Source organism: Limosilactobacillus coleohominis 101-4-CHN, from assembly GCF_000161935.1.
Taxonomy (GTDB): domain Bacteria; phylum Bacillota; class Bacilli; order Lactobacillales; family Lactobacillaceae; genus Limosilactobacillus; species Limosilactobacillus coleohominis_A.
Map to the genome: position 1 here is coordinate 560,953 of NZ_GG698802.1, position 24,444 is coordinate 585,396.

Here is a 24,444-nt window from a genome sequence, read left to right on the forward strand (position 1 = left end):
GGCCACCTAAAGAGTGCCCGTCCGCTTAGAATTTAGTCCATTGCCTTTTTGTATAATTCTTGAATTGGTGCGGTAATGGTTTGGTTCAATTGTTGCATCATCGCATCCATTTGTCGTTCCTTTTCCATTAACTTCTTCACAACATCCTTCTTGCTAACTTCGCTAGCCAAATTTTGGACATTCTTAATTTCATCTTCGGTTAGCTTTTGTCCTTGCATTTGCTTTTGTTGGGCAGCTGCTTGCGCCTTTTGGAAGTTCTTAAAAAGCTCAAAGGCATCCTTATCTGCCATCATTTCATTAAAAGCAGCTTCAAGCGCCGTGTATTCCTGCGTTTCACGCATTTGTTTTGCTAAATCATTGGCGGTGTCATAAATATTTACCATGATAGAGTCCTCCTAAAATTTCATCTTTTTTATTGTATCATGCTTTCAGTAATTGTCTAAAACATCGAACGAATTCCATTCCAAAATTGACTCGCCCGATCACCAAGCTCACTTGCTCCCCGCTTAAATTCATCAGCAAGTTGACCAGTCCAGTTACTTTCTGATTTAGTCCCTGCTTGAGCGCGTTCTTGAGCATCTTTAACCGTAAACTGGGTGCCCTTCGTATTTGGCAACAAGCTGCCCATTTCAGTCTTAAATAGCGAATTAATATCTGTGCTTTCAACGCTAGAAAGGTACTGATTCTTCTTAGCGTTATCATATCCTTCCCAAGTGGCCACCACGACGTCAGGAGTATAACCAATTATCCACTGGTCACGATCGTTATTATCGTCCTTACCAGTGTCGGTGGTGCCGGTTTTCCCTGCTAAGGTATAGCCACTTGGGCGCGCTGTTTTCCCAGTACCGTGCTTGTAAACACCAATTAACATGCTCGTCATTTGGTTAGCAATTTTTTGTGATATAATCCGTTTTGTTTTCAATCGGCGGTCACGCTTAATGACCTTTCCTGATGAATCTTCAATCTTCGTAATAAAATGGGTAGTCGGTAATTGACCGCCTGAAGCAAAGACTGCATATGCCCGTGCCATTTGAGCTGGTGAAACCCCTTTAGTCATCCCACCAAGGGCCAGTGCTAAGTTACGATCACCTTTTGTAACCGGAATGCCAAATTGTTGGGCCATTCGATAACCGGTATTAACCCCGATTTTATTTAGTAGCCAAACTGCTGGTGCATTCAAGCTTTCGTAAACCGCTTTGTACATTGGGACACTCCCGCTGTATTGGTGATTATAATTCTGTGGTGTGTAATGATTACTGCCATACGATTGTTTTTTGTCTGCCAAGCTGGAATCATAAAAATAACCATGTTCCAGCGCTGGGGTGTAAACTGCAATGGGCTTCATCGTTGATCCAGGTTGGCGAGTCATCTGGGTTGCCCGATTATAGCCCCGGAAAACATGCTTGCCCCGACCACCAACGATGGCCATGACACCACCGGTTTTCGGATTCATCGCAATTGAAGCAGATTGTACGGTTGCACCATTGCTGGCTGGAAAGTTATCGTCATCATCATAGACATTCTGCATTGCTCGCTGCTGACCTTGATCTAAGGTCGTGTAAATTTTATAACCATTATTCATAACCTCTTTTTCGGACAGGTGGTAACGACTAATGGCTTCACTGATAACAGCATCAAAATAGTATGGATACTTATACGTATCCTCGTAATGGTAACCGTTACTAATCGTTAATGGTGTCTGCTTATATGAATTAGCAGCTGACTGGCTCAATTTTTTATTTTCAACCATCAATTGTAAGACAACATTGCGTCGTTGCTTAGCTGCTTGTGGATGATCCACTGGATCATAAATTCCTGGAGAGGTTAGCATTCCTGCCAAAGTGGCAGCTTGTGGCACCGTTAGTTCACTCGCGTTGCGATTAAAATAACGCTTTGCTGCATCTTGAACTCCCCACACTCCATGACCAAAGTAGGCATTGTTTAAATACATGGTCAAAATTTCTTTTTTTGAATATTTATTTTCCACTTCAATGGCAATAAATATTTCCTTAGCTTTCCGCGAAAAAGTTTGCTGCTGAGTTAAAAATGCATTCTTGACTAACTGCTGGGTTAACGTACTCCCCCCACCAGAAATGTAATCACGATGAAGCAGCTTGTTTTTTAAAAGCAAGAATCCGGCACGACCAAGTCCACGGAACGAAAACCCATGCTCATGATAAAATCCCCGATCTTCGGTTGAAAGGACCGCATCGGGTACATTTTGGGAAATTCGATCTAATTTAACATACGTCCCCTTTTGGGAATAAAGGCTACCAGCTTGTTGATTATGGCGATCATAAATAATCGTATTCCGCTCAAGACGTGAAGCGAGTTTACCAACACCAGCCGTTTTAGCGACAATCGTGAGATAAATACTCATAAATAAAAAAAGGGTCAGACAAATGACAATTAGCCATCTCGTTAATTGATAACGATGCCAAAACCTTTTTAGCCACGCGAGAAACTTCTGCCAATGTTCTTTAACCCATCCTTGGATTCGCTGACGTAAATTGTCTAGTTTGAACGACTTCATTTAATCCTCCATTATTTACCAATCCAAATAATTCTATCACAAAGCAACATTTTCCAGCATTTTTTCGCAGACCTTTAGTAAAACTTATTCAAAAGAAAGCGGGACAAAGCTTTGATGGCTTCGTCCCGTTTTTTGGCAGACCCGTGTTAATTTTAACTAAACTTATTACATTTCATCTGGTGCCTTAACCCCAAGTAAAGCTAAGGATGACTTCAGAACTTCACTAACTGCCTTGACCAAAGCAAGACGAGCCATCTTTTCATCATCGTCAACCAAGATTCGGGTGTGAGCGTAATATTGGTTAAAGTCCTTTGCTAATGCGAGAGCATACTTTCCAACTAATGATGGATCATATTCGTTAGCTGCACGTTCAATAACCTCACCATACTGACCTAGCCGGGTCAAAATTCCCCAAGCTTCATCACCAGATAACGCTAAAGATTCAGCTTGAGCAAAGTCAGGTGTCCCCGCCTTGCGTAAAATACTTTCTGCCCGTGCATGAGCATATTGAACATACGGACCCGTTTCCCCTTCGAACTTAACAACATCTGCTAATTTGAAGTCAATGGAGTTTGTCCGTTCATTCTTTAAATCATGGAAAATAACGGCGCCTACCCCAACTTGACGGGCCACTTCATCCGCATTTTGTAGTTCAGGATTCTTTTCCGCGATTTGCTGACGAGCCAATTTAATGGAATCATTCAAAACATCTTCTAGTTGAACAATATTCCCTTTCCGCGTGGACATTTTTTTACCATTCAGGCTCATCAATCCAAATGGAATATAGTGAATTTGTTTGGACCAGGTAAAGCCCATTTCACTAAATACCGCTTTTAATTGATCAAAGTGGTTACGTTGCTCTGCACCTACAACATACAGAGCTTGTGCAAAGCCATACATTCGTTTTCTAAATAAGGCGGCAGATAAGTCACGAGTAATGTAAAGTGATGAACCATCTGATTTCTTAATTAGGGCCGGATTTAGATTGTATTTTTCTAGATCAACAATCTGAGCCCCCTTACTTTCTTGAAGTAAATGCTTATCCTGCAATAGTTGATCAATTTCTGCCATTTTATCATTGTAGAACGCCTCACCATTATAGGAGTCAAAATCAATGTCTAGTAACCGGTAAATCTTCATAAATCGTTTTAAAGATTCCGCCCGGAACCATTTCCAAAGACGGTAGGCTTCTGGATCACCGTTTTCAAGATTTTTAAACCACTCCCGACCTAAATCATTATATTCAGGATGCGTATCTGCTTCGGTATTAATTTTAACGTAATATTTTTGCAGAGTATTGATTGGATCTTGTTGGACCTCTTCTTCATTTCCCCACATCTCATAAGCAGCCATTAATTTACCAAACTGGGTTCCCCAATCTCCAAGGTGGTTAATCCGAATTGGATTATAGCCCACTTTAGCTAAAATATTAGCAATCGCATTACCAATTACCGTCGAGCGCAGGTGCCCCATCCCCATTGGCTTAGCAATATTAGGAGAAGACAGGTCAATCGCAACGTTAGCCAAGTGACCAAGGTCTTGTGAACCATAATTTTCTGGATCAGCCAAAATGGTTTTGAGAATGTTTTCACCAACCACCTGCTTGTCTAAAAAGAAATTAATGTACGGTCCCGCAACCACAACTTTTTCAAATCCAGTCTGATCAATTTTAGCCAAGAGCTCTTGGGCAATTATCTGTGGTGCTTTATGAAGTGTTTTGGCTAAAAAGAAAGTTGGAAAGGCGTAATCACCATTGTTAGAATCCTTAGGCCGTTCAATCTTATCGGCAATTTCGTTCATTGATAAGTCAGTTAATGCTGGTTGTAATGCTTTAATTACTTGCTCTCGTTCGTTCATCTGTATTCTCCTTTCAATAAAAAAAGTCTCTAATAAGCTTACAAAGCTTACTAGAGACGAGATTACCCGCGGTACCACTCTAATTGAAATGTAATTCCACTCATTCAAATTATTATAATGCTGACTTTTGCACGCTTCAAAGGGATCGCTGCCCAGCTTTCACCATCCTGAACTCGCTTGCTATTGACTGCCCTTTTACTTCTCAAAAGTCATTACCACGGTAATTAAAAAAGCATCATCTTGACGACGGTGCCCTGTGGTAAGCGGGTAACGAGAATCGAACTCGCGACTCAACCTTGGGAAGGTTGTGTTTTACCACTGAACTATACCCGCATAATCAAATCGGTAAAAAAGTACCTATTTGATAATAACACATTTTTACTACTTGTCAGTATCTTTTTTGGCTTTTTTTGTTGTTTTCCGTTTCCGGGTTGTCTTATTGGCCTTTGCTGCTTTTTCAGCAGCTTCTTTTTCTTCTTTAGCTGCTTCTTCACGGTCTTCATCAGTCCGCGGAACAGCTTTCAGAATTGTAGCAGACGTCTTACGAACAACGGCCCGCTTATTTAATTCATTAATGCTTGTCTTATCCTCGGGGTCAAAATCCTCGATGGACATCATAATTGAATTATCATAAACTTTCTCAACGGTTCCAGTAAAGTCATGTTCCAACTGGCCAAACTTCTCAGCCTTAACAACATCGCCAACCTTAAAGTATGTCATTCAATCCACCCCATCAGTTATAAAATCAGTAATGATGACTATTTTACTCATTTTCAGGCCATTTTTCAAGTCGTCTGCTTTCTCAGTAAAATAATGATAAAATGTTGCTAAACAATTATAAAGGAAATTACCTATGAAAAACATTTATCTGTTTATTTGTTGCGGAATTTTATTATTTATCAGTGTTACTTGTGGGATGCATTCTACGATTGATAAACGTACTAGTAGCTGGCTTGTAATAACCAGAATCATTATTCTAGCAATGCTCGTGGGGAAAATTGTTTTCTTCTTATTGACTTTACCGATTATTAGTTGGCGTTTGCTCATTCAGATTGTTGCTTTAATCGTCTTATTCGTAATGGTTGAAATGATTTTTCGACGAAAATTATTAACTTTCGGAGTTCCATGGCTTGCTTTTATTTTAGAAGCTACAACTTTTGTAGTCAGTCTTGTTTGTATTTTTTAAAGACCAGTTTATAATAGAAGTTAATCGGCGCTCTTAGTGTAACTGGATAGCACATGAGATTTCGGTCCTCATTATCAGGGTTCGAGTCCCTGGGAGCGCATTGAATATTTGTTAAAAGCGTTGATATATCAACGCTTTTATTTTTTACTGTGTACCCATCATGTGCCATTAGTAATTACACAAAAAGACCCAGCGCTTAATCAAAGTTAGCACTGGGTTCTTTTATACTGGGAAGTGGTTCAAAGTTGTTAAAAACTTTTGTCACACCCATCTTTGGGAAGGAATCATTTTCAGCCCTTTGCGAGAAAGCTATTATCTAAACTTAACTCATCAATTTTAATTCATCTTCCGCAAAGTAACTATTTATTACCTAGTGCACGCCGGTAACCACACACTTCAAATAATATTACAGGTTACTCTTATGCTGCTTCTGACCTACTAAATCTTCAGCCGCTAGGCACGCGTAGATTTCTTGTTGTATCTACCTATTTCCTTCCACGTCTTTAATATAACATTAAATGTAAGCGATTTCAATAGTTGTTTTTACATTAGCCAATCGTTCCTAACAACGCAAGCAAAGCAACTAAGTTATTAATTGCGTGCAACCAAATTGTATTCGTGATATTACCAGTTTTACGATAAATGAAAGCAAAGACTGCCCCTAAATAAAAATAAATTAAATAGCTAATAATGGTCGTACTAGAATGTTCCAATGTAAACAAAAGCCCTGATAATAAAATCGGTAACCAGAACGCTTCCCGCTTAAAGAAGAAATTCATTAATACACCACGAAAAATTAGTTCTTCAGCAATCGGATTCAGCACAACTGCCGCAAATGACATAATTATAAAGACCACCTGATTACTGCTTAATAAACGACCAATTAATTGATTATTCGCCGTTTCCGTTTGATGATAAATCAGGTAATTCAGTAAATTTAATACTTGTTCACCAAGAATGACCGCGAGACATCCGCCAATAATCCATTTAAGATGCTGTCCTAGCCCCTGAGTGCTTGGTTGCCAATGGCGATACTTTAGGAAAAGGTGGCGTGCCCATAAGATTATTCCACCAAACACAATTACGTAGATCACAATCAAGAGTGCTAACATAGCTGGCACCGTTGAATACTTACGAATAAAAAGTAAAATAACTGGTGGTACCTGAATCAATAATGCCAATAGTCCGACAATTAAAACCCGCAATATCCAAAGCGGTCGTTTTGTTGCATTCATAAATTCACTTCCCTCAAAAGTTTTATTCATAATATCACAAAACCTCTGTCACGCTGACAGAGGTTTTCTTTTTTATTCAACAGGACGCCCTGTACTGGAACGTTCAGTTAACTTTACTGGGACATCCACTAATTGTCTAGACATCTGAAGATCGTTAATCCGATTTAGTATTAGGCGAGCACTTGTTTCTCCTAATTCTAAAATTGGTTGTTCAATGGTTGTTAACTTTGGCGTAACATACTCGGCTAAGTCAATATTGTCATAGCCCATCACCGAAAGATCTTCTGGAATCTGAATTTCCCGTTCATGAAGGCCACGATAAAGACCAATCGCCAATTCATCATTTCCACAAAAAACTGCCGTGGGCCGACGTTTTAATACTGCATCCGTCTGTTCATAACCGCCTAATTTAGTTAAAGGGGCAGCAACCAAATCCTGCTCTTCATTAAAGTGAATTCCCCGCTGCAGCAGTCCATTAATAAACCCGTCTAACCGTTTACGCAAATTTCTCGTTAACTGCTTTGGCATCATCACCACAATCCGTTTGTGACCTAATTTTGCCAAATGTTCAGCAGCAATTGAACCACCTTGATAATCATCAACCTGCAGGCGGTCACCATCATCATTAATTTGATTCCGATCAAAAAGTAAGTACGGAATCCGGTTAGGCTTTAAAATATTATCAATCGTATCTGCCGTGACACTAGAACTAGCAATAATCAAGCCATCAACAGACCGCTCAACCAAATTTCCTAGGTAATATTTTTCGGTGGTTTCATCATTACTGGCACTGAAAACCAATGGTAAATAGTGTGCGTTGCGACAAACAGTTTGGATACCACGAAAGAAAGTACTAAAAAACGGATTACCAATATTCGGTACCAACACCCCAATTGTTTTGGATGAATGAAGAATCAAATTGCGGGCATTAAAATCCGGAACATAATGCATTTCGTCCTTCAGCTTTAAAACTCGCTCTTGTGTTTTTTTACTAAAACGGGCTCCCTTACCATTCAAGATTTGTGAAACTGTCGTTACCGAAACCCCGGCTTTCTCCGCTACATCCTTGATTGTTATTTTATTCGTCATCAATTTCCCTCATTCTGCGTTAAACGATTTACTAAAACAGTTTACTACGGATTGAAAGGGATTTCAATTATTTTCAAAATGGACTCCAAAGACATTCTGCATAATTTCCTTTGCTTGCGCACATTGGGTTCCCCGAACCCTCAGATAATCAATCTTAGCCAACAAAATTTCATATTCCCATAGAGAAGAAAGGTCATGTTCGTTTAAATAATGTAAATTCAGTTTGATGGCTGACAAACTATGAATCAAGCCCGTAAAATCATCTTCACCCTTATAACGATCTGTCCCGATTACTACCGGTAGCTGATGCTGATAAGAATCCTCCAGCAGTGTCCTTAAGATATTGGTATTTTGATAATCATGATGCCGCAAAAATTCTTGCAATTTCCAAATATCGAAATAATGATGGTCTTCGGCTACTTTGCATTTTAAAGAGACCGTCGTTAAATAGTCAGTATGCGCTTGAACCTTATGAATACTTTCGAGCCGGATGGCGGTTAATCCGTTAATTTTACCATCCCAATCAATTCCTAATAACAGAACAAATAATGGATCGATTGCAATCACAAAGCCAACATTAAAAATATCATCATCGACAAAGTTATAAACTTCGACCAAATACCCTTGCTGGTTTGCCATTACTAATTGTTCTTTAATTTCGTTTGGTGACATTTGCATTCCTCCACAAAAAGATAAAATAATTTAATTTATATCATTATTTCGATAACACTGTACTCGCCTATTCATTGGCACTGTCGTTTTAACGCTTGATAATATCTGGATCATAATAGGCAACACCACTTTTTTGTAGTAAGATAGTTTACATTGTAAAACTATTTAAAAGAGGAGCCACTATGGTGATTATTACAGCAGGCATGATTGGTGTTGGTAAAACGACCCTTACAGGTAAGATTGCTGACCATTTACACACACAAGCGTTTTTTGAACCCGTTGGTGAAAATCCAGTATTACCACTATACTACAAGAACCCTAAGCAATATGGTTTTTTGTTGCAAATTTACTTTTTAAACAAGCGGTTCTCGATGATCAAAAAGGCTTTGAATGATGATAACAATGTTTTAGACCGTTCCATCTATGAAGATGCCCTATTTACGCGAGAGAACAATGCTGAAGGTAATATCTCTGATACTGAATTAGATGTCTATCTCAAGTTACTAGACAATATGATGGCAGATCTCAAACAACTGCCAAAACGGGCCCCGATCTAATGGTCTACTCAGAAACGGACTTCGAAACCATCCTCTATCGGATTAAAAAACGGGGCCGTGATTATGAGCAAATTGATAATAAACCATAATTAAAGGACTACTATTATAAAATGTGGAATGCTTATAAAAAGTGGTACCGTGATTACGATGCTAGTCCTAAAATGAAAATTGATTTGGAAAAATATAATTTGGAAGATCCACGTAACGTGGATATCGTTTTACAAATGATTGATGATAAACTAGCATCGCTTCGTTAAGTCACCAACGCAACATTACTTACAACTCAGAGGATGGTTCTTACCTCCTCTGGGTTTTATTTTACCCAACGCTTGAACAACTCCACCACCCCAACCGAGCTAATTCCACCAATTAGTGGAATTATAATTCCCTTACGTTTTGTAGTTTTCTGCCGCCGGACTGGTTGTTTTGCGGTCATCTTATGCTTCTCATCAATTGGCTGAGAATTCTTGAACTGCTCCTTTTTCTCTGGAATTTGGTCATACTTAGTCAAATCATACGCTTGAATCAAATGATCTAATTTTTGATGATACCGCGGATCAGTTGCATATTTTTGATTAAGTGCCCGTGTTGCTGTTTGATAGTCTAAGCAGTGTCGCTTATGTACCTGTTCATATATTTCTTGATCTAATACCATTGCGTAATCCTGCAGCGATTCCATTACTGAAGGATACTTTCGAAATACATGCTGCTCTGTTAGGTCACATCCCATCCGATGCTCCTGAGTTGGCATGGTCGTACTCTGCCCATGGTACGATCCTTTAATGCCAAATAAATTATAATGCGTTCGTGCCAAATCACTCCGTCCCCAGTCACTCTCTAAAATTGCCTGGGCAATCATTACTGAAGCAAAAAGGTCATGTTCTTGAGCAATCTTTTGCGCATCCGGGGCAATTAAGTTAATAAAATCTTGCTCATTTTTCGATAACGGCTGTCGAGCAACCGGTCCATTCGTATTCTCCTCCTGGTGTTCTTTCACTTGTTTTATTTGATTTGGCTCCCTCGTTTGGGGTTGTTCACCAGAATCTGAAGATGATATCACTGCAGTTAAATTACTGTGTTTTGCCTTCAAGCATCCCGCCAATCGATTCACTGTCTCGGGATCTAATTGATTCATTTCATCATCTGATAATGGTGGTCGTGCTCCTGTAATAATTGCCCCAGCCAGTTGTTCACACTCATTTGGCGAATAGTTAACGCTGGCAAGCACTGGATTGGTACTGGTTGATAACAAAGTACTCGTGACAATAATTCGTAAAATATAGTTTTTCATATTTTTACCTCCTGTATTATATAGACGGCAAAAATACAAAAAAAGATTGGAAAATATCAAAATTTTCCAATCTTTTTTTAATAAACGATTACTGGTTCATGAACCACAATGGCATGATATGCTGTTCCAGCATCACTCGGGTGCATATTTACACATCCATTTGAACCATCATTAAGATAAGCCGATTTAGACCAGTTAGATCGCCAACTAGCATCATGGAAGCCAACCCCACTATTAGTAAAGGCTGACCAGTATGATACTGGTTGAGTATATGACTTACCACTATCGCCCGTTCCACGGAGAACTGATGGACTTTGTTGATACATAATGTACCAAACACCTTTTGGCGTTGCGTCACCGCTGCTCTGCTTTCCAGTAACAACATCCGCACTAAAGACCTCTTTACCGTCTTTGTAGAACCAAGCGTGCTGATCAGCAATTGAAACTTCTGCATAGGTGTTACCAAGGCCGTGATTCTTAGTTACTCCATAGCCAAGACCACCAGTATAGTAACCTTCTCCAAAGATATCTGCTTTAGCATTAACCGACTTCTTACCATCAACTAATGCCTTGCCCAGAGTTTTACCGGCTTTGGTTTCACTAATCTTCCAGCCATAACTACCGCCCTTAGCAGTATTAATCACCTTTCCAGAATGCGTCTTGAACTTAAATGACTTTCCTAAGGTCGCCTTTTCTCGATTAATCTTTTTAACGGTTGGTTTTAAAGCTGCTGTATCAAAAGTATATTTACCGTCCTCATAAGTAACCTTAGTTAAAACGTCCTTACTACTAAGCCGGTAGCGCTTTTGCTCCACTTGATAATTAACGGAACGGTGATTTAACTTTTGCAGCTTATTCTTTTGCTTTTTAATCTCTGAACTACTTGCTCCCAAAGGCTGCGTATATAGCTTTGGTAATCGAATCGATGGATCATAAGCATTTTGGTCCAAACGGCGCATTAATCGTTTGACATCATATTGGTTACCCTTTTGGGGCTTCGTTGTGGTAACCTGATTGTTTTGCCAAACAACTTTTGCATTTACTGGAGCTTGACGATTTTCATTTAAAGTCTTCAGCTTCCGTTCAACACTCTGCTTAATACCCTTAACTCGTGAAGAATCGCTTTCGCTCGGAGTGATCTTTAAGTTACGCTGCTCACTGCTTGGAAATAGCGTGAATTGCTTCTGCAGTGCAGTCTTAAACTTACCTTGATCAGCTTTGCGATAACCAGCCGAAGTCCGACTGCCTTGATAAATTAGCTGACCATCTAAATAAACCCGGTTGGTCAATTTAGTTTGTGAAACTTTATCATAGGCCTGCGCTTTTGTTAATCCACCAACGTTAATCCCATTAATCTTTGTATTTTTATTAAAATGAGTACTTTGGTGCCAATATGATCCTCCAATAATTATGACTAGAGCAGCCACAATTCCAGAAGCAACCTTGCCTTTTGTATTCATCTAAAAATCTCCCAATATCTTATTTTTATTACAATTCTGTAACAAGAAACACTCATAATCATAACACTAATTACTTTTAATGAGAAACGAAAAAGTAATTTTTATTTTTATAAAATGATCCCCACCAGTATTACTCACTAGTGGGGATATTTCATAATGATAAACGCAGATTAAATTTCTGGATAGATCACATCTTCAACCTTAACTGGTTGATTATTTTCATCCGTCTTAACTACGGTAACGTCACATGGTGCATGGCGAATTACGTAAGCCGCGGTTGAGCCTACAATAATCCGTCCAATGACATTCAACCCGGTGGCCCCCACAACAATCATGTCGACATCATGCTTCTTAGGATATTGATCAGTAATGGCAATCTTGGCGTTCCCAACCATGACTGAAGAATCCACGTCCGTTAACCCTGCTTGTTTAGCGTCTTCAACTAACTTTGCAAGAGTTTTCTTCATCCGTTCAACTGCAGCATCATACATATCACGATCAATAATTCCATATCCCGCTGCAGTTGGGTAGTGTTCACCATTAACAACACTTAATAAGTGTAAGTGCGCCTCATTCCGCTTTGCCAAATCAATCGCCTTATGAAAGGCCATCATTGATTGTTTGGAACCATCAATCCCTACTAAAATGTTTTTGTAATTTGCCATTCTAATCACTCCTTTTATTCCGTTACCAAATCATGAATTGCTTGCATATAAATCGCCATCGACTTAATCAAATCATCAACCGGCTGATACTCATTTGCCTGGTGCATTGTGTTTGGCGTATCTGGCATCAATGCACCAAATGCAACTCCATTATCAATTAATTGTCCATACGTTCGTCCACCAATACACTCCGGCTTGGCATCTTGGTCACCAGTAACATCAATGTATGACTTCATTAATGTTTTAACAAGGGGATCTTCCGGATCCACAAAGTGCGGTGCATGGAAAGAGTCATAATGAGCATCAATCGCGAACTCAGCGGCAACCGGCTTAACCTTCGCAAGGATCTCATCAGGAGTAATTCCTTTAGGGAAGCGGAAATTCATGTCCATGTGACCACCCTTTTGACCATCGAAATTCATAATGCCAGCGTTCATCGTTAAGTCACCCATGACAGGATCAGTAAATGCTGTCTTAAAGCCGGCCATCCGATCATCCAAGTGTAAATAATCAGCTACATAATCAATAAAATTCTTAGCGTTTCCACCAAAGTGTAAGGATTGCAAGAATTTGGCCATGTATGTTCCGGCATTAATCCCCTTTTCCGGTTCCATACCGTGAGCGGCTTTACCAATCATTTCTAAATGAAGCCCATCTTCCATTTCCTTCGCATCACCTGTAACTGGATTTTGCTTGAGAAAATCACCATACCGCTCCATCACTGTATGCTTATCAGCTGTTTCCATAACAACTTCTGCTTCACGTGGCACCATGTTAAACCGTAAACCGGACTTAAATGATTTCAGAATGTCTTGCCCTTCATTGCCACCAGCAATATCGAGATTAATTGAAAACATTCCCTTTTCTCCGTTATAAACGGGGAATTCTGCATCTGGGGAGAAGCCTAAGTCAGGCATTGGTTCGGTTGCAAAATATTTAGTCATGCCAGTCCAATCGTTCTCTTCATCGGTACCAGCCACAAACCGAACCTTTTTATGAAACTTAACTCCCATCTCTTTTAAGGTCTTTAATGCATAGTAGGCTGCCAAACCGGGGCCCTTATCATCAGAGGCTCCACGACCAATAAAATTACCATCTTTAATCACTGGGTCAAATGGATCACTATCCCAGCCCTTTCCTGCCGGCATCACGTCGAGATGGGCTAAAATAGCAATGGTCTCATCACCTTCACCCCATTCAGCATAACCAACCACATTATCAATGTTTTTCGTCCGAAAACCATCCTTGGCGGCCATCGCTAAGAAAGTATGCAACGCTTGAGTCGGTCCTGGTCCCAACGGTGCATCCGGGGTTGCTTGTGAATCATCACGAACACTAGGAATCTTCACTAACGTTGTCAAATCACGCAAGTAGTCATCTTTTTGCGCATTTGCTTTTGACATCCAATCAGCCATGATTCTGCCTCCTATTATTCTTTCTACATTGATTATGATACCATAGGTTTGTAGTTGATTAAATCGTTTCCATTCATTAACACGAGGAAGTGTCAATTTATATGCAAAAATTAGATAGTTCAATTTTAAAGACTGTTATTACGCCCCGTCCTCAGGAAAGTTTTAAGGGGACCTTTGGTAAAATTCTCTTAGTTGGTGGCAATCACCAATTCGGCGGTGCCATTATCATGGCCAGTACCGCCAGTGTCTACAGCGGTACCGGCCTGGTCACGGTTGCAACAGATCCCATTAATTCCAGTGCCATTCATTCACAGTTACCAGAGGCAATGGTAATTGATTTTAATGACACCAAAGCAGTTGCTCAGCTGACAGAAAAAGTGGATACCATCGTAATTGGCCCAGGGCTCGGTGAAGAAGTGGAAAGTAAAGCAATTCTGGAGAATGTTTTTCAGCATACCAATGAACATCAAGTGGTTGTGATTGACGGTTCAGCCATTACCTTAATGGCACGAGATCACATTGCTCAACCGAAGGGTCACATTATCTATACTCCTCACCAAATGGAGTGGCAACGATTATCTGGGATTAAAATTGCTGATCAAACTGAAACCGTCAATAGAAAAGTCCGGGATGAGTTAAATGCCACCGTGATTCTGAAAAAACACCATACCGAAATTTATACTGACACCAAAGTCTACCAGCTTCCCATTGGTTCTGCAGCCCAAGCGGTTGGTGGGATGGGTGACACCTTAGCCGGAATGGTGGGTGGCTTTACAGCTCAATTCAGAAAAAATATTACCAATGCTGCCTTAGCTGCAACGTATGCGCATAGTGCCATTGCCGATGAAATTGCCGAACAGCAATACGTTGTCTTACCACACCAGATTAGTCATGCCTTGCCTGGTTTTATGAAGAAAATTTCTTTAATGGGCCAAAATCATACCATTGGCTTTCATAATTAAGGAGTAATCAATGAACACTACATCTCATCAAATTATCGCTTTTGACATGGATGGTACATTTCTAACAGATGACAAAAAGTTTAACCGTCCCCTCTTTGAACAAGTCCTACAAACATTCAAAAGACAGGGACGGCGTCTTGTCGTTGCATCTGGCGATCCGCTAGAATGTTTACAACGTTATTTTCCAAATGAACAGGACCAACTGACCATCATCGCAGAAAACGGGGCCCAAATTGTGGAAAATGGTCAAGAAATTCTTACCAAAACCCTCGATCCACACCTTGCGCACAAGGTTATTAATTACCTTGTTCATACTATGCACATTGAACCTGTGATTTCTGGACACCGCCAAGGATACTTCCCGAAGGATGCTTCCCCAGCTACCATCAATCATCTTGCTTTTTACTACCCGACTCACCAACTAGTGGATAATTTTGATCAACTTCCTGACGATCAATTCTTTCAAATTTCCTTTCTAGTGCGTGACGATCAAATTGAAAATGCTGTTCAAAAACTCACTGCACAATTTGGAAATCAGCTAGTGGTGACCCCAAGCGGAAATGGATCCATGGATTTAACGAATCCGGGGATTAATAAGGGATGGGCGCTAACGCAACTTCTCAACCGTTGGGGACAATCTCGAAAAGACTTAGTTGCCTTTGGTGATGGTGGCAATGATGTCACAATGCTTCAACTTGCGGAACTCAGCTATGCCATGCCAAATGGTGGTGAGACCGTCCACGCTGTTGCTACTAAAGAAGCGGTTGCCGATAACAACCACGACGGTGTTTTAAAAACAATCCAAACTCAATTACTTTAGTTCAGCTTGGTAGGAGGAATCTGTCTAGTGCATTATGAAATAATTACGAATCCAGTTTCCGGAAGTGGCAAGGGACGACAAGTCAGTCGCAAGGTTCAACAAGCTTTGCACCAAAAAAGGCTCTCCTTTCGCATTAATGTTAGTCATCATGCCGGACAGCCGCGGCAACTAGCTCAACAATTTGCTCGCCAGTCACTAACGGATACCTGCCTAATCGTGATTGGTGGCGATGGTACCCTCCACGAAGTCGTTGATGGATTACTAAATACTCAGCAAAAATCGCCGCTTCCCGTTGCCTACATCCCCGCAGGTACGGGAAATGATTTTGCACGTGGTTATGGGATTGCTCGCAAACCGTTAATTGCCCTGCAGCAAATATTAGATGCCCACCACCTTCATTGGATTAATGTCGGTCACTTTGTAAACTCACATCATCAATCTGGCATCTTCTTGAATAACTTTGGCACCGGATTTGACGCGGCAATCGTTCATCGGACCAATACATCGCGAGTCAAAAAGTTTCTCAATCAGCACCATTTAGGAACATTGTCCTATGTTGCTAAAGCAATTGGGGTCCTCATCCATCAGCCATCCTTTACCGTCAAAGTGACTACTCATGATCAAACAGAAACATTCCAGCAAGCTTATTTAGTGGTCACTAGTAATCACCCTTTCATCGGTGGAGGGATTCAGGTTGCACCAGATGAGTCAATTGATCGCTCGGAACTAGAATTAGTAGTTCTCGAAAAGAAACACTTCATAACCTTGCTGGGTTCGATAATCATGTTTGCGGCTGGCAAAGTAACGAAATCTCGCCACGCTCGCGTCTTTCGTGGATCCCAGTTGCAATATTCCGTTAGTCCAGCTCAACATGGTCAAATTGATGGTGAAGAATTAGGTTGTCACCAGTTTAATTTAACGATGACCTGTGAAAAATACCCGTTTTTAGAACAATCTATCCGTACAAAATAAGCTCCAGTCGCGACATTCATCGCAACCGGAGCTTATTTATTTATGTTCACTATTTAATGTGCAATCGGGTTCGTAAAGCGGCCATTCTGGCGCCAAGCAAATTATCCGCTAACCGATACCGTAGGGCTAAGTAAATAAAGACAGCCATCCCAACCAAAACACCAGGAATTAGTGAGAAGAACGCAGTATACCGTCCATATGGACTTACCACCAAGTTAATTAACGACATCACGGCCTTAACTGCCACAAACATAATCAGGGAGAACCCAAGAATTTGGTTCGTGGACTTGGCCATGTCGTTAAAGTGTAAGCCGAATTCCATGTTAAACGAATGTAAGATGAGGTAATTAATCACCATCATTGCAAGTCCAGTAGCCAAAAGTGGTCCTAAACCACGAACTAACATCATACATGGTAACTGCAGGATAAATTTAACAATGACCCCGATTCCCAGGTAACTCATCATCCGTTTGTTTTCTGAAATTCCTTGCATCATGGCTGCAGCTACTGAGTACATTCCTAATGGAATGGACATAAAAGCCGCAAATTCAAGAACTGTCACCCCAGCCGCATCATAACGGTAAAAGACGGTGTAGATCTGTTGAGCAACTGCCGCCATGCCCATCGAAGCTGGGATCATGACAAAATAAAATAACGTTAAAGCATTTTCAATCTGTTTACGAATACTCTCCGTATCATTTTGGGCCCGTGCTTCCGATAATAGTGGAATCGCTGTAGCCGCCATGCCCGAAGCAAACGAAATAATGATCATGTATAACTTATTCGCATTAAATGAGAATAATGCGTAAACTGCATTAATTTGATAAGTAGTGTAGTGTCCAAGCATCCGCATTAACGGCGGAAAAGTATATTGGTCAATCAATTGGAAGATGATGATCCCAGATTCAATCACAATAAATGGAATTGCTTGGTAAATAATTTTAAAAATCAATTCCAAGGTTGAAACATGAGGATTACGTTCACCATTTCGAACCAGCTCATTCATTTCCCGCAAGTGTTTAAAGTAGGCTAATGCTAAAATTGCAATGGCGCCCAATGCCCCAATAAAGGCCGCAAACGTCGACTGGGTAACCGCAACCACCCAACTACCCCGTTGAATTTTCATTACCAAAAACGTCGCTGCGAGGATATAAGCGACCCGAAAGACTTGCTCAATAAATTGCGACATTGCCGAAGGAGCCATCCAATTATAACCTTGTAGAAAGCCCCGCGTGATACTCATTGGTGGGATGACGAGCACGGCCCAGGCCAACGACTGAATGACTGGGACCACGTTCGGGTCACCAGCCGCTAAAATACCCGCTGCCAAGAACATCACAATGGAGCAGATTACCCCCATGGCAATTGACACGTACATTCCTGAATGATAAAGACGGCGGCTCACTCCATACTGATCTAATCCATTATAATGTGCGACTAATTTTGAAATTGCGGAAGGAATTCCGGCCGTGGCAACGGTTAAAAACATACTATAGATGTTATACCCTTTCGCAAAAAGTGCGTTAGCCTGAGTACTATAAGCACCCATCCATGTTACCCAAGGAATCACGTACAAGGCACCTAACAAGCGGGAAGTAATACTACCAGCTGTCATCCACGCTGAACCCGTGACCATTTTAGCTTGGGCGTCCTGGGACTTCGTTGCAGCTTGATGATCAGTTGCACTTTCTCCTGATCTCATATTTTCACCTTTTTCATTATATTTTTTAAACAATCTTTATCATTCTAGCTTGATTTAAAACGTTAAGCAATCAAATTGGCCAATTCTTAATATTCATCTAGGTCTGTTGTAATTGCTTGAACACTGACTTTATCCGTCTGAAATTTTTCAATGACTTTTTCTAAATCCGTTGGCTTTGGTACTTCCTCATGATGACTTTCCAAATCAATCACCGTCAGCGCTAAACCAATTTCCGCCCGCATTAAAGCATTCCACTTATTATCGTCCAAGACATCCGCAGCCGGTAAATCCGGAAAATGCACTTTCGTTTTTCCTGCTTCTTCACTAATCACTGCTGGGTATGAAACAATATGATAATCCATTCGATCCTCCATTCTGCGCAATGAAAAAGGCTCCTGAAACCTCTGTCTCAAAAGCCCTTTTGTCACTCACTACTTAGCAACAATGTTAACAATCTTATTCGGTACGACGATGACTTTCTTAATGTCCTTGCCTTCCACGAACTTTTGTACATTGTCATCCGCTAAGGCTGCCTTTTCAGCACTGTCCTTATCGGTATCCTTGGCTAATTTCAATTTAGCCCGCACCTTACCGTTAACTTGCACAATCATTTCAACTTCATCTTCAACAATCTTGCTTGGATCATAAGTTGGCCATGATTGGTAAGTGATTGTATCACTTTCGTTGAATTGACTCCACAATTCTTCTGCCATGTGTGGCATGATTGGCGCAATCATCTTGATGAACCCTTTAATATATTCAACTGGCAGGTCGTCAACTTTGTAGGCTTCATTGACGAAGACCATTAATTGTGAAATTGCCGTATTAAAGTGCATCCGTTCATAATCTTCGGTAACTTTCTTAACGGTTTGGTTGTAAACTTTATCCAGTTTACCATCGTTAATTGTTGAAATCCGGTCACGTAAGTGATTATTATCATCCATAATTAATCGCCAAACCCGGTGAACCCATTTATTAGCCCCATGCAGGCCCTTTGGATCCCAAGGAACGGATTCCGTTAACGGTCCCATGAACATTTCATAGAGCCGTAAAGTGTCCGCCCCATACTGATCAACAATTTCATCAGGATTGACAACGTTGCCTTTGGATTTAGACATCTTTTCGTGATTACTACCAAGAATCATTCCTTGGTTAACCAGTTTCATGAACGGTTCCGGCGTTGGGACAACTCCCAAATCATATAGGAACTTATGCCAGAAACGTGCATATAGGAGGTGGAGAACTGCGTGTTCTGCACCACCAACGTACAAGTCAACGGGTGACCAGTAATCTAAGGCTTCTTTTGAAGCTAATGCTTGATCATTGTGCGGGTCAGTATAACGAAGCCAGTACCAGGATGAGCCAGCCCATTGTGGCATTGTATTAGTTTCCCGTAGACCGTGGCGCCCATTTTCATCATAAACATTAACCCAATCTTTAATTTTGGCTAATGGTGATTCACCGGTCCCTGAAGGCTCAATGTTGTCGGTATCTGGCAATTCTAATGGGAGTTCATCTTCTGGTACCAAGGATGTTGTTCCATCGTCCCAATGGATAACTGGAATTGGTTCACCCCAGTAACGTTGCCGACTAAAGATCCAATCACGCAGTTTATAGTTAACCTTCTTTTGTCCAGCATGATGTTCAGTCAGCCAATCAACCATCTTTTGCTTGGCGTCATCAATATTTAATCCGTCCAAGAAGCCTGAATTAATATGCTTGCCGTCACCAGTATAGGCAGCTTTCTCTAGATCGCCGCCTTCAATGACCTGCTTAATTGGCAAATTAAATTTATGTGCAAACTCATAGTCACGATCATCATGAGCAGGAACTGCCATCACTGCACCAGTACCATATGATGCCAAAACATAATCGGAAATCCAAATTGGCAGTTTGTCACCATTGACCGGATTGATTGCATATGCACCCGTGAAGACCCCTGTTTTTTCTTTACTTAGGTCTGTTCGTTCAAGATCTGAACGCCGGGACGCTTCCTCTTGGTATTCTTTAACCGCCGTCTTTGGATCAGCAGTGGTGATTTGGTTGACCAATTCATGCTCAGGGGCAAGTACCACATAAGAAGCCCCAAATAACGTGTCGCAACGGGTCGTAAATACTTCAATCTTTTGATCAGCATGATCAGCAACTTCAAAGTCAACAGCAGCCCCTTCAGAACGGCCAATCCAGTTCCGCTGCATTTCCTTCACACTTTCTGGCCAATCAACGAGGTCTAGATCGTCGATCAAACGGTCAGCGTAAGCGGTGATTTTCAAAACCCATTGCTTCATTGGCTTCCGATAAACTGGGTAGCCGCCCCGTTTAGTCTTGCCGTCTTCAACTTCTTCATTGGCAACCACTGTGCCGCCCATAAAATCAGGCGCCCAGTTAACCATGATTTCGTCTTCGTAAGCCAACCCCTTTTTATACAACTGTTCAAAAATCCATTGGGTCCACTTATAATACTTTGGATCCGTGGTGTTAACTTCACGATCCCAGTCATAAGAAAAACCAAGTGACTGAATCTGATCACGGAAGTGGTCAATGTTCTTGTTGGTAAAGCCCTTTGGATTATGACCAGTCTTTAGCGCGTATTGTTCTGCCGGTAAACCGAAAGCATCAAACCCCATTGGGTGTAAAACATTAAAGCCTTGCATCCGCTTCATCCGGGCCATCACGTCAGTGGCTGTGTACCCCTCAGGGTGACCAACGTGCAGACCTTGCCCAGATGGGTACGGGAACATATCCAGTGCATAATATTTCTTTTTGCTGTTATCCAGTGTGGATTTAAACGTTTCATGTTGTTTCCAATAACGTTGCCATTTCTTTTCAATGGCGGAATGATCATATCCCATAATCTCATACTCCTTTATCTAGCCAGTTTGCTAATCACAAAAAAATCCCGTAGATACTTCTCAGTATCTACAGGACGAACTTTTCCGCGGTACCACCCGTATTCTACAATTAATGTAGCGCTTCAGTTCCTTAACGCGGAAAACGTCGCTGCCTACTTAATTTCAGCATTGAGCATTCATGCGGTGAGTTCATTACGATTAATTCCACATTTACAGCCCCATGTGGTCTCTGAATAATTAATAGTAACTACTAATCCGCTTGCGATTAGATATTGATATTGATGGTAGCAAATTCCATTCGATTTAGCAAGGCACTTAGGCAAATACTTTGTTAGAATATTCATTGTTTAGAAAGCGAGGGCCCTATGAAAAAAATAAAAATTTTGTTTAGTATCTGTGGAATCATTTTTATTGGCTTACTTCTCATGATGCTCTTTAATCCCGCACCAGTTCAAGGTATTGATGATACGCTTCGTCAAGTCGTCAATGCGCATCGGTCAGTTGCCTGGAATATCTTTTTTGTGAACTTCACCCAATTGTTTAATTCCAAGGAGACCATTACCTGGATTGTTATTACCACCATTCTTAGTGGGATCATGGTCAATCGGCGTTTTGTTTGGCAAGTTCTCCTCACCATTGGTTCGGGTGTGCTGCTCAATCGAGTTATCAAACTGCTGATCCAACGACCGCGTCCCACAACGAATCTTTTAATGCATTACAGCAGTTACAGTTTTCCCAGCGGTCATTCTAGTGCGGCCGCATTAGTACTAGGCTGTTTAATTCTCCTGACTTGGCGAGTAGTCCGACGGAATTGGATAAAAGTTACAATTACCACCATCTTAGTAATGTTAGTTCTTGCAATCGGTTTTTCTCGTGTCTATGTTGGGGCTCATTATCCCAGTGACGTGCTCGCTGGCTGGTGTTTAGGAACGAGTGTGGTAACCGGTTTTCAGTTATTGTTTAATCATTTCAAGGTTTAAAAGTAAAAGATCCAGCAGGGGCAAAAACCATCTGCTGGATCTTTTATCCTAACCTAAAATCTGCTTTAATTCATCAACCTTATCAAGGTGTTCCCATGGCAAATCAACATCGGTTCGGCCAAAGTGACCATAAGCCGCAGTTTGCTTATAAATTGGCCGCTTTAAGTCCAGCATCTTGATAATTCCAGCTGGCCGAAGATCAAAGACCTTCCGGACAGCAGCAATCAATTCTTCTGCAGACTTAGTACCGGTGCCAAAAGTATCAATGGCAATGGAAACTGGTTTAGCAACCCCAATTGCATAGGCTACTTGAATTTCTGCTTTCTTCGCGTAACCAGCCGCAACTAAGTTTTTCGCAATGTAACGGGCTGCATAGGAAGCTGATCGGTCAACCTTCGTAGCGTCCTTACCAGAGAAAGCCCCACCACCATGGTGAGCTGCCCCACCATACGTGTCAACAATAATCTTCCGGCCAGTTAAACCAGCATCCCCTTGAGGACCACCAATTACAAAGCGCCCAGTCGGGTTAATAAAGTACTTAGTCTGGTCATCCAACAAGTTTGCTGGAATGACGGCTTTAATAACTTGTTCCTTAACGTCTTGGCGAATTTGGTCTAATGAAACATCAGAATCATGTTGAGTACTAAGCACAACCGTATCTACCCGCAATGGCTGATCGTTTTCATCATATTCAACCGTTACTTCGGCCTTAGCATCTGGCCGTAAGTATTCAATCGTACCTTCCTTACGCAGCTTTGCGATCCGTTGCATTAACTTGTGACTAAGCATTAACGTCAATGGCATATATTCTGGCGTCTCGTCAGTAGCATAACCAAACATTAAGCCTTGATCCCCCGCACCAATTTGTTCGAGCGGATCACCTTCGCCTTCACGAGTTTCCAGCGAGTCATCAACCCCCTGAGCAATATCCGGTGATTGTTCGTCAATTGCGGTAATCACGGCACAGTTGTCAGCATCAAAGCCGTATTGACCATCAGTATAGCCAATTTCCTTAATTGTGTGCCGGACCACTTTTTGAATATTGACGTAAGCTGATGTCGAAACTTCCCCAAATACTAGTACCAAACCAGTCGTAACTGAGGTTTCGACAGCGACCCGTGCATCTGGGTCTTGTTCAAGCATTGCGTCTAAAATTGCGTCACTAATTTGGTCAGCAATTTTATCTGGATGTCCTTCTGAAACGGATTCAGATGTAAATAAATGGCGTTCTCCCATTGTATTAATTCCCCCATAAACTTAAAAGTGTCTTTTGCGGTTACAAGGCAGCGAAGACGACCGTCTCCTCCCATCGGGAATTTGCTTCATAACGAGAACCATCTTAGCATATTTTCTGCTTCGCATTCAATCAAAAGATGGGAAACTCTGTTATACTTATTAACATTATGAACAAAAAGAAGGACGGTTTAGCATGTGGGGTTTAATTAAGCGACAATTTCACGAAATTAACTGGAAAGATTTGGTACCAACAACTTTTATTCTCCTAATCAGTTGGTCAGACGCCCCGTTTACCTATGCCATTGGGGTTCAGGGTTCGCACTTTACAACTAATATGGGAATGCTACTGATGTATGAAGTTTGTATCGGCCTAGTGGTGCCAATGTTGATTTATCATCGCTTTGGTTCCACCCTTTCGCTGATTCCACTCGCAGCAAGCGCGTGTTTTGCAATCATGGGTTTCAGTAAAAATTTAATTTTATTATCCTTATTATTGTTACTACCACTCTTTTTACTGATTATTCAATTACCCTCCATGGACTTTCAAAACACGTTTGGCTTAATTACCTTCGGCTTATTGTTAATGTTTACCGTTTCCGTTGCTTGTGCTTATGCCAGTCTGCACTTTATTTCATGGGAAATTATTAGTTACCTGCTACCGGTAATGGCCAGCACCTGGTTTTATTTAGCACCATTCTTTTTGCAAAATGTTCGTCAGTATAAATTAAAAGTAACCATCCTCGCCCTAATCTTGTTAATCTTTATCCTAAGCCGGCCCCTTCATTTGACAATCTACCTTGCGATTGCCACCATTGTTGCCACTTGGTTTGTGATGATTGCCAAAGCACGGCAACAACAATCATTGATTCTTTATTGCCTAGCGCAAATGGTCGTTATCGTATTGGTTTATTGGTCATAGCAAAAATAACACCCCCACGTTTGGTTTAGCTTAAACGTGGA

21 protein-coding genes, 2 tRNA genes, 1 pseudogene, 1 riboswitch and 1 other annotated feature are annotated in these 24,444 nt (G+C 41.1%); of the genes and pseudogenes, 8 read left to right on the forward strand and 16 right to left on the reverse strand.

Annotation, left to right across the window (positions count from 1 at the left end):
- Positions 1–32: 32 nt before the first annotated feature.
- The 5 genes from HMPREF0501_RS02965 to HMPREF0501_RS02985 all read right to left on the reverse strand — a co-directional run bounded on the left by HMPREF0501_RS02965 (position 33) and on the right by HMPREF0501_RS02985 (position 5,110).
- Positions 33–386: a YlbF family regulator gene (locus HMPREF0501_RS02965; RefSeq protein WP_040455689.1), complete on the reverse strand. Its 354-nt coding sequence runs from the start codon at positions 384–386 to the stop codon at positions 33–35.
- A gap of 53 nt (positions 387–439) precedes the next feature.
- The gene (locus tag HMPREF0501_RS02970; protein WP_006916369.1) at positions 440–2,533 is read right to left on the reverse strand and encodes a PBP1A family penicillin-binding protein; all 2,094 of its coding nucleotides are present in this window, start codon (positions 2,531–2,533) and stop codon (positions 440–442) included.
- Between the two features lie 165 nt (positions 2,534–2,698).
- The gene (gene argS / locus HMPREF0501_RS02975) at positions 2,699–4,390 is read right to left on the reverse strand and encodes an arginine--tRNA ligase (RefSeq protein WP_006916370.1); all 1,692 of its coding nucleotides are present in this window, start codon (positions 4,388–4,390) and stop codon (positions 2,699–2,701) included.
- A 262-nt stretch (positions 4,391–4,652) separates the two neighbouring features.
- Positions 4,653–4,723: transfer RNA gene (locus HMPREF0501_RS02980), tRNA-Gly, on the reverse strand.
- 48 nt (positions 4,724–4,771) lie between these two features.
- Positions 4,772–5,110 carry a hypothetical protein gene (locus tag HMPREF0501_RS02985; RefSeq protein WP_006916371.1) on the reverse strand — a complete coding sequence of 113 codons (339 nt, stop codon included), beginning with the start codon at positions 5,108–5,110 and terminating at the stop codon, positions 4,772–4,774.
- 133 nt (positions 5,111–5,243) lie between these two features.
- On the opposite strand from HMPREF0501_RS02985, the gene HMPREF0501_RS02990 reads away from it, so the two are divergent.
- On the forward strand, positions 5,244–5,576 hold the full coding sequence (locus HMPREF0501_RS02990; protein ID WP_040455692.1) for a hypothetical protein: 333 nt from the start codon (positions 5,244–5,246) through the stop codon (positions 5,574–5,576).
- Between the two features lie 27 nt (positions 5,577–5,603).
- Positions 5,604–5,676: transfer RNA gene (locus tag HMPREF0501_RS02995), tRNA-Arg, on the forward strand.
- Between the two features lie 448 nt (positions 5,677–6,124).
- Here the strand turns inward: HMPREF0501_RS02995 and HMPREF0501_RS03000 are convergent.
- The 3 genes from HMPREF0501_RS03000 to HMPREF0501_RS03010 form a co-directional block, all read right to left on the reverse strand.
- Positions 6,125–6,811 (reverse strand): CPBP family intramembrane glutamic endopeptidase, encoded by a 687-nt coding sequence (locus HMPREF0501_RS03000; RefSeq protein WP_006916374.1) that lies wholly within the window; start codon positions 6,809–6,811, stop codon positions 6,125–6,127.
- 72 nt (positions 6,812–6,883) lie between these two features.
- The gene (gene rbsR, locus HMPREF0501_RS03005) at positions 6,884–7,900 is read right to left on the reverse strand and encodes a ribose utilization transcriptional repressor RbsR (RefSeq protein WP_006916375.1); all 1,017 of its coding nucleotides are present in this window, start codon (positions 7,898–7,900) and stop codon (positions 6,884–6,886) included.
- A gap of 63 nt (positions 7,901–7,963) precedes the next feature.
- Complete coding sequence (locus HMPREF0501_RS03010) at positions 7,964–8,572, reverse strand: hypothetical protein (RefSeq protein WP_006916376.1); 609 nt, start codon at positions 8,570–8,572, stop codon at positions 7,964–7,966.
- A gap of 182 nt (positions 8,573–8,754) precedes the next feature.
- On the opposite strand from HMPREF0501_RS03010, the pseudogene HMPREF0501_RS03015 reads away from it, so the two are divergent.
- Positions 8,755–9,386 (forward strand): annotated as a pseudogene (locus tag HMPREF0501_RS03015) (deoxynucleoside kinase).
- Between the two features lie 56 nt (positions 9,387–9,442).
- On the opposite strand, the gene HMPREF0501_RS03020 reads toward HMPREF0501_RS03015, so the two are convergent.
- The 4 genes from HMPREF0501_RS03020 to pepV all read right to left on the reverse strand — a co-directional run bounded on the left by HMPREF0501_RS03020 (position 9,443) and on the right by pepV (position 13,960).
- Positions 9,443–10,420: a glycoside hydrolase family 73 protein gene (locus HMPREF0501_RS03020; RefSeq protein ID WP_050755740.1), complete on the reverse strand. Its 978-nt coding sequence runs from the start codon at positions 10,418–10,420 to the stop codon at positions 9,443–9,445.
- Between the two features lie 77 nt (positions 10,421–10,497).
- Complete coding sequence (locus HMPREF0501_RS03025) at positions 10,498–11,880, reverse strand: L,D-transpeptidase family protein (RefSeq protein WP_006916379.1); 1,383 nt, start codon at positions 11,878–11,880, stop codon at positions 10,498–10,500.
- A gap of 170 nt (positions 11,881–12,050) precedes the next feature.
- The gene (locus tag HMPREF0501_RS03030) at positions 12,051–12,545 is read right to left on the reverse strand and encodes a universal stress protein (protein ID WP_040455694.1); all 495 of its coding nucleotides are present in this window, start codon (positions 12,543–12,545) and stop codon (positions 12,051–12,053) included.
- Between the two features lie 14 nt (positions 12,546–12,559).
- The gene (pepV, locus tag HMPREF0501_RS03035) at positions 12,560–13,960 is read right to left on the reverse strand and encodes a dipeptidase PepV (RefSeq protein ID WP_006916381.1); all 1,401 of its coding nucleotides are present in this window, start codon (positions 13,958–13,960) and stop codon (positions 12,560–12,562) included.
- 101 nt (positions 13,961–14,061) lie between these two features.
- Here pepV and HMPREF0501_RS03040 point away from each other — a divergent pair, with 101 nt between their 5' ends.
- Genes HMPREF0501_RS03040 through HMPREF0501_RS03050 form a run of 3 tightly spaced genes read left to right on the forward strand, consistent with a single transcriptional unit; the run spans position 14,062 to position 16,714 of the window.
- Positions 14,062–14,922 (forward strand): NAD(P)H-hydrate dehydratase, encoded by an 861-nt coding sequence (locus HMPREF0501_RS03040; RefSeq protein WP_006916382.1) that lies wholly within the window; start codon positions 14,062–14,064, stop codon positions 14,920–14,922.
- A gap of 10 nt (positions 14,923–14,932) precedes the next feature.
- Positions 14,933–15,742, forward strand: coding sequence for a Cof-type HAD-IIB family hydrolase (locus HMPREF0501_RS03045; RefSeq protein WP_006916383.1), 810 nt, complete (start codon positions 14,933–14,935; stop codon positions 15,740–15,742).
- A gap of 27 nt (positions 15,743–15,769) precedes the next feature.
- On the forward strand, positions 15,770–16,714 hold the full coding sequence (locus HMPREF0501_RS03050) for a diacylglycerol/lipid kinase family protein (protein WP_040455695.1): 945 nt from the start codon (positions 15,770–15,772) through the stop codon (positions 16,712–16,714).
- 49 nt (positions 16,715–16,763) lie between these two features.
- On the opposite strand, the gene HMPREF0501_RS03055 is transcribed toward HMPREF0501_RS03050, so the two are convergent.
- The 3 genes from HMPREF0501_RS03055 to leuS all read right to left on the reverse strand — a co-directional run bounded on the left by HMPREF0501_RS03055 (position 16,764) and on the right by leuS (position 21,268).
- Positions 16,764–18,350 (reverse strand): polysaccharide biosynthesis protein, encoded by a 1,587-nt coding sequence (locus HMPREF0501_RS03055; RefSeq protein WP_040455770.1) that lies wholly within the window; start codon positions 18,348–18,350, stop codon positions 16,764–16,766.
- Between the two features lie 152 nt (positions 18,351–18,502).
- Positions 18,503–18,778, reverse strand: a complete 276-nt coding sequence (locus HMPREF0501_RS03060; protein ID WP_006916386.1) for a hypothetical protein — start codon at positions 18,776–18,778, stop codon at positions 18,503–18,505.
- A 69-nt stretch (positions 18,779–18,847) separates the two neighbouring features.
- On the reverse strand, positions 18,848–21,268 hold the full coding sequence (gene leuS / locus HMPREF0501_RS03065) for a leucine--tRNA ligase (protein WP_006916387.1): 2,421 nt from the start codon (positions 21,266–21,268) through the stop codon (positions 18,848–18,850).
- A gap of 67 nt (positions 21,269–21,335) precedes the next feature.
- Positions 21,336–21,541: a binding site (T-box leader), on the reverse strand.
- 92 nt (positions 21,542–21,633) lie between these two features.
- Between leuS and HMPREF0501_RS03070 the strand changes: the two genes are divergently transcribed.
- Positions 21,634–22,248: a phosphatase PAP2 family protein gene (locus HMPREF0501_RS03070; protein ID WP_006916388.1), complete on the forward strand. Its 615-nt coding sequence runs from the start codon at positions 21,634–21,636 to the stop codon at positions 22,246–22,248.
- Positions 22,249–22,296: 48 nt separating this feature from the next.
- Here HMPREF0501_RS03070 and metK read toward each other — a convergent pair whose 3' ends face one another.
- Positions 22,297–23,484 carry a methionine adenosyltransferase gene (gene metK / locus HMPREF0501_RS03075; RefSeq protein ID WP_006916389.1) on the reverse strand — a complete coding sequence of 396 codons (1,188 nt, stop codon included), beginning with the start codon at positions 23,482–23,484 and terminating at the stop codon, positions 22,297–22,299.
- A riboswitch (SMK box riboswitch) is annotated at positions 23,482–23,581 on the reverse strand. Its footprint overlaps the gene before it by 3 nt.
- Positions 23,582–23,677: 96 nt before the next feature.
- Here metK and HMPREF0501_RS03080 point away from each other — a divergent pair.
- The gene (locus HMPREF0501_RS03080; RefSeq protein WP_006916390.1) at positions 23,678–24,403 is read left to right on the forward strand and encodes a hypothetical protein; all 726 of its coding nucleotides are present in this window, start codon (positions 23,678–23,680) and stop codon (positions 24,401–24,403) included.
- The last annotated feature ends 41 nt before the right edge of the window (positions 24,404–24,444 follow it).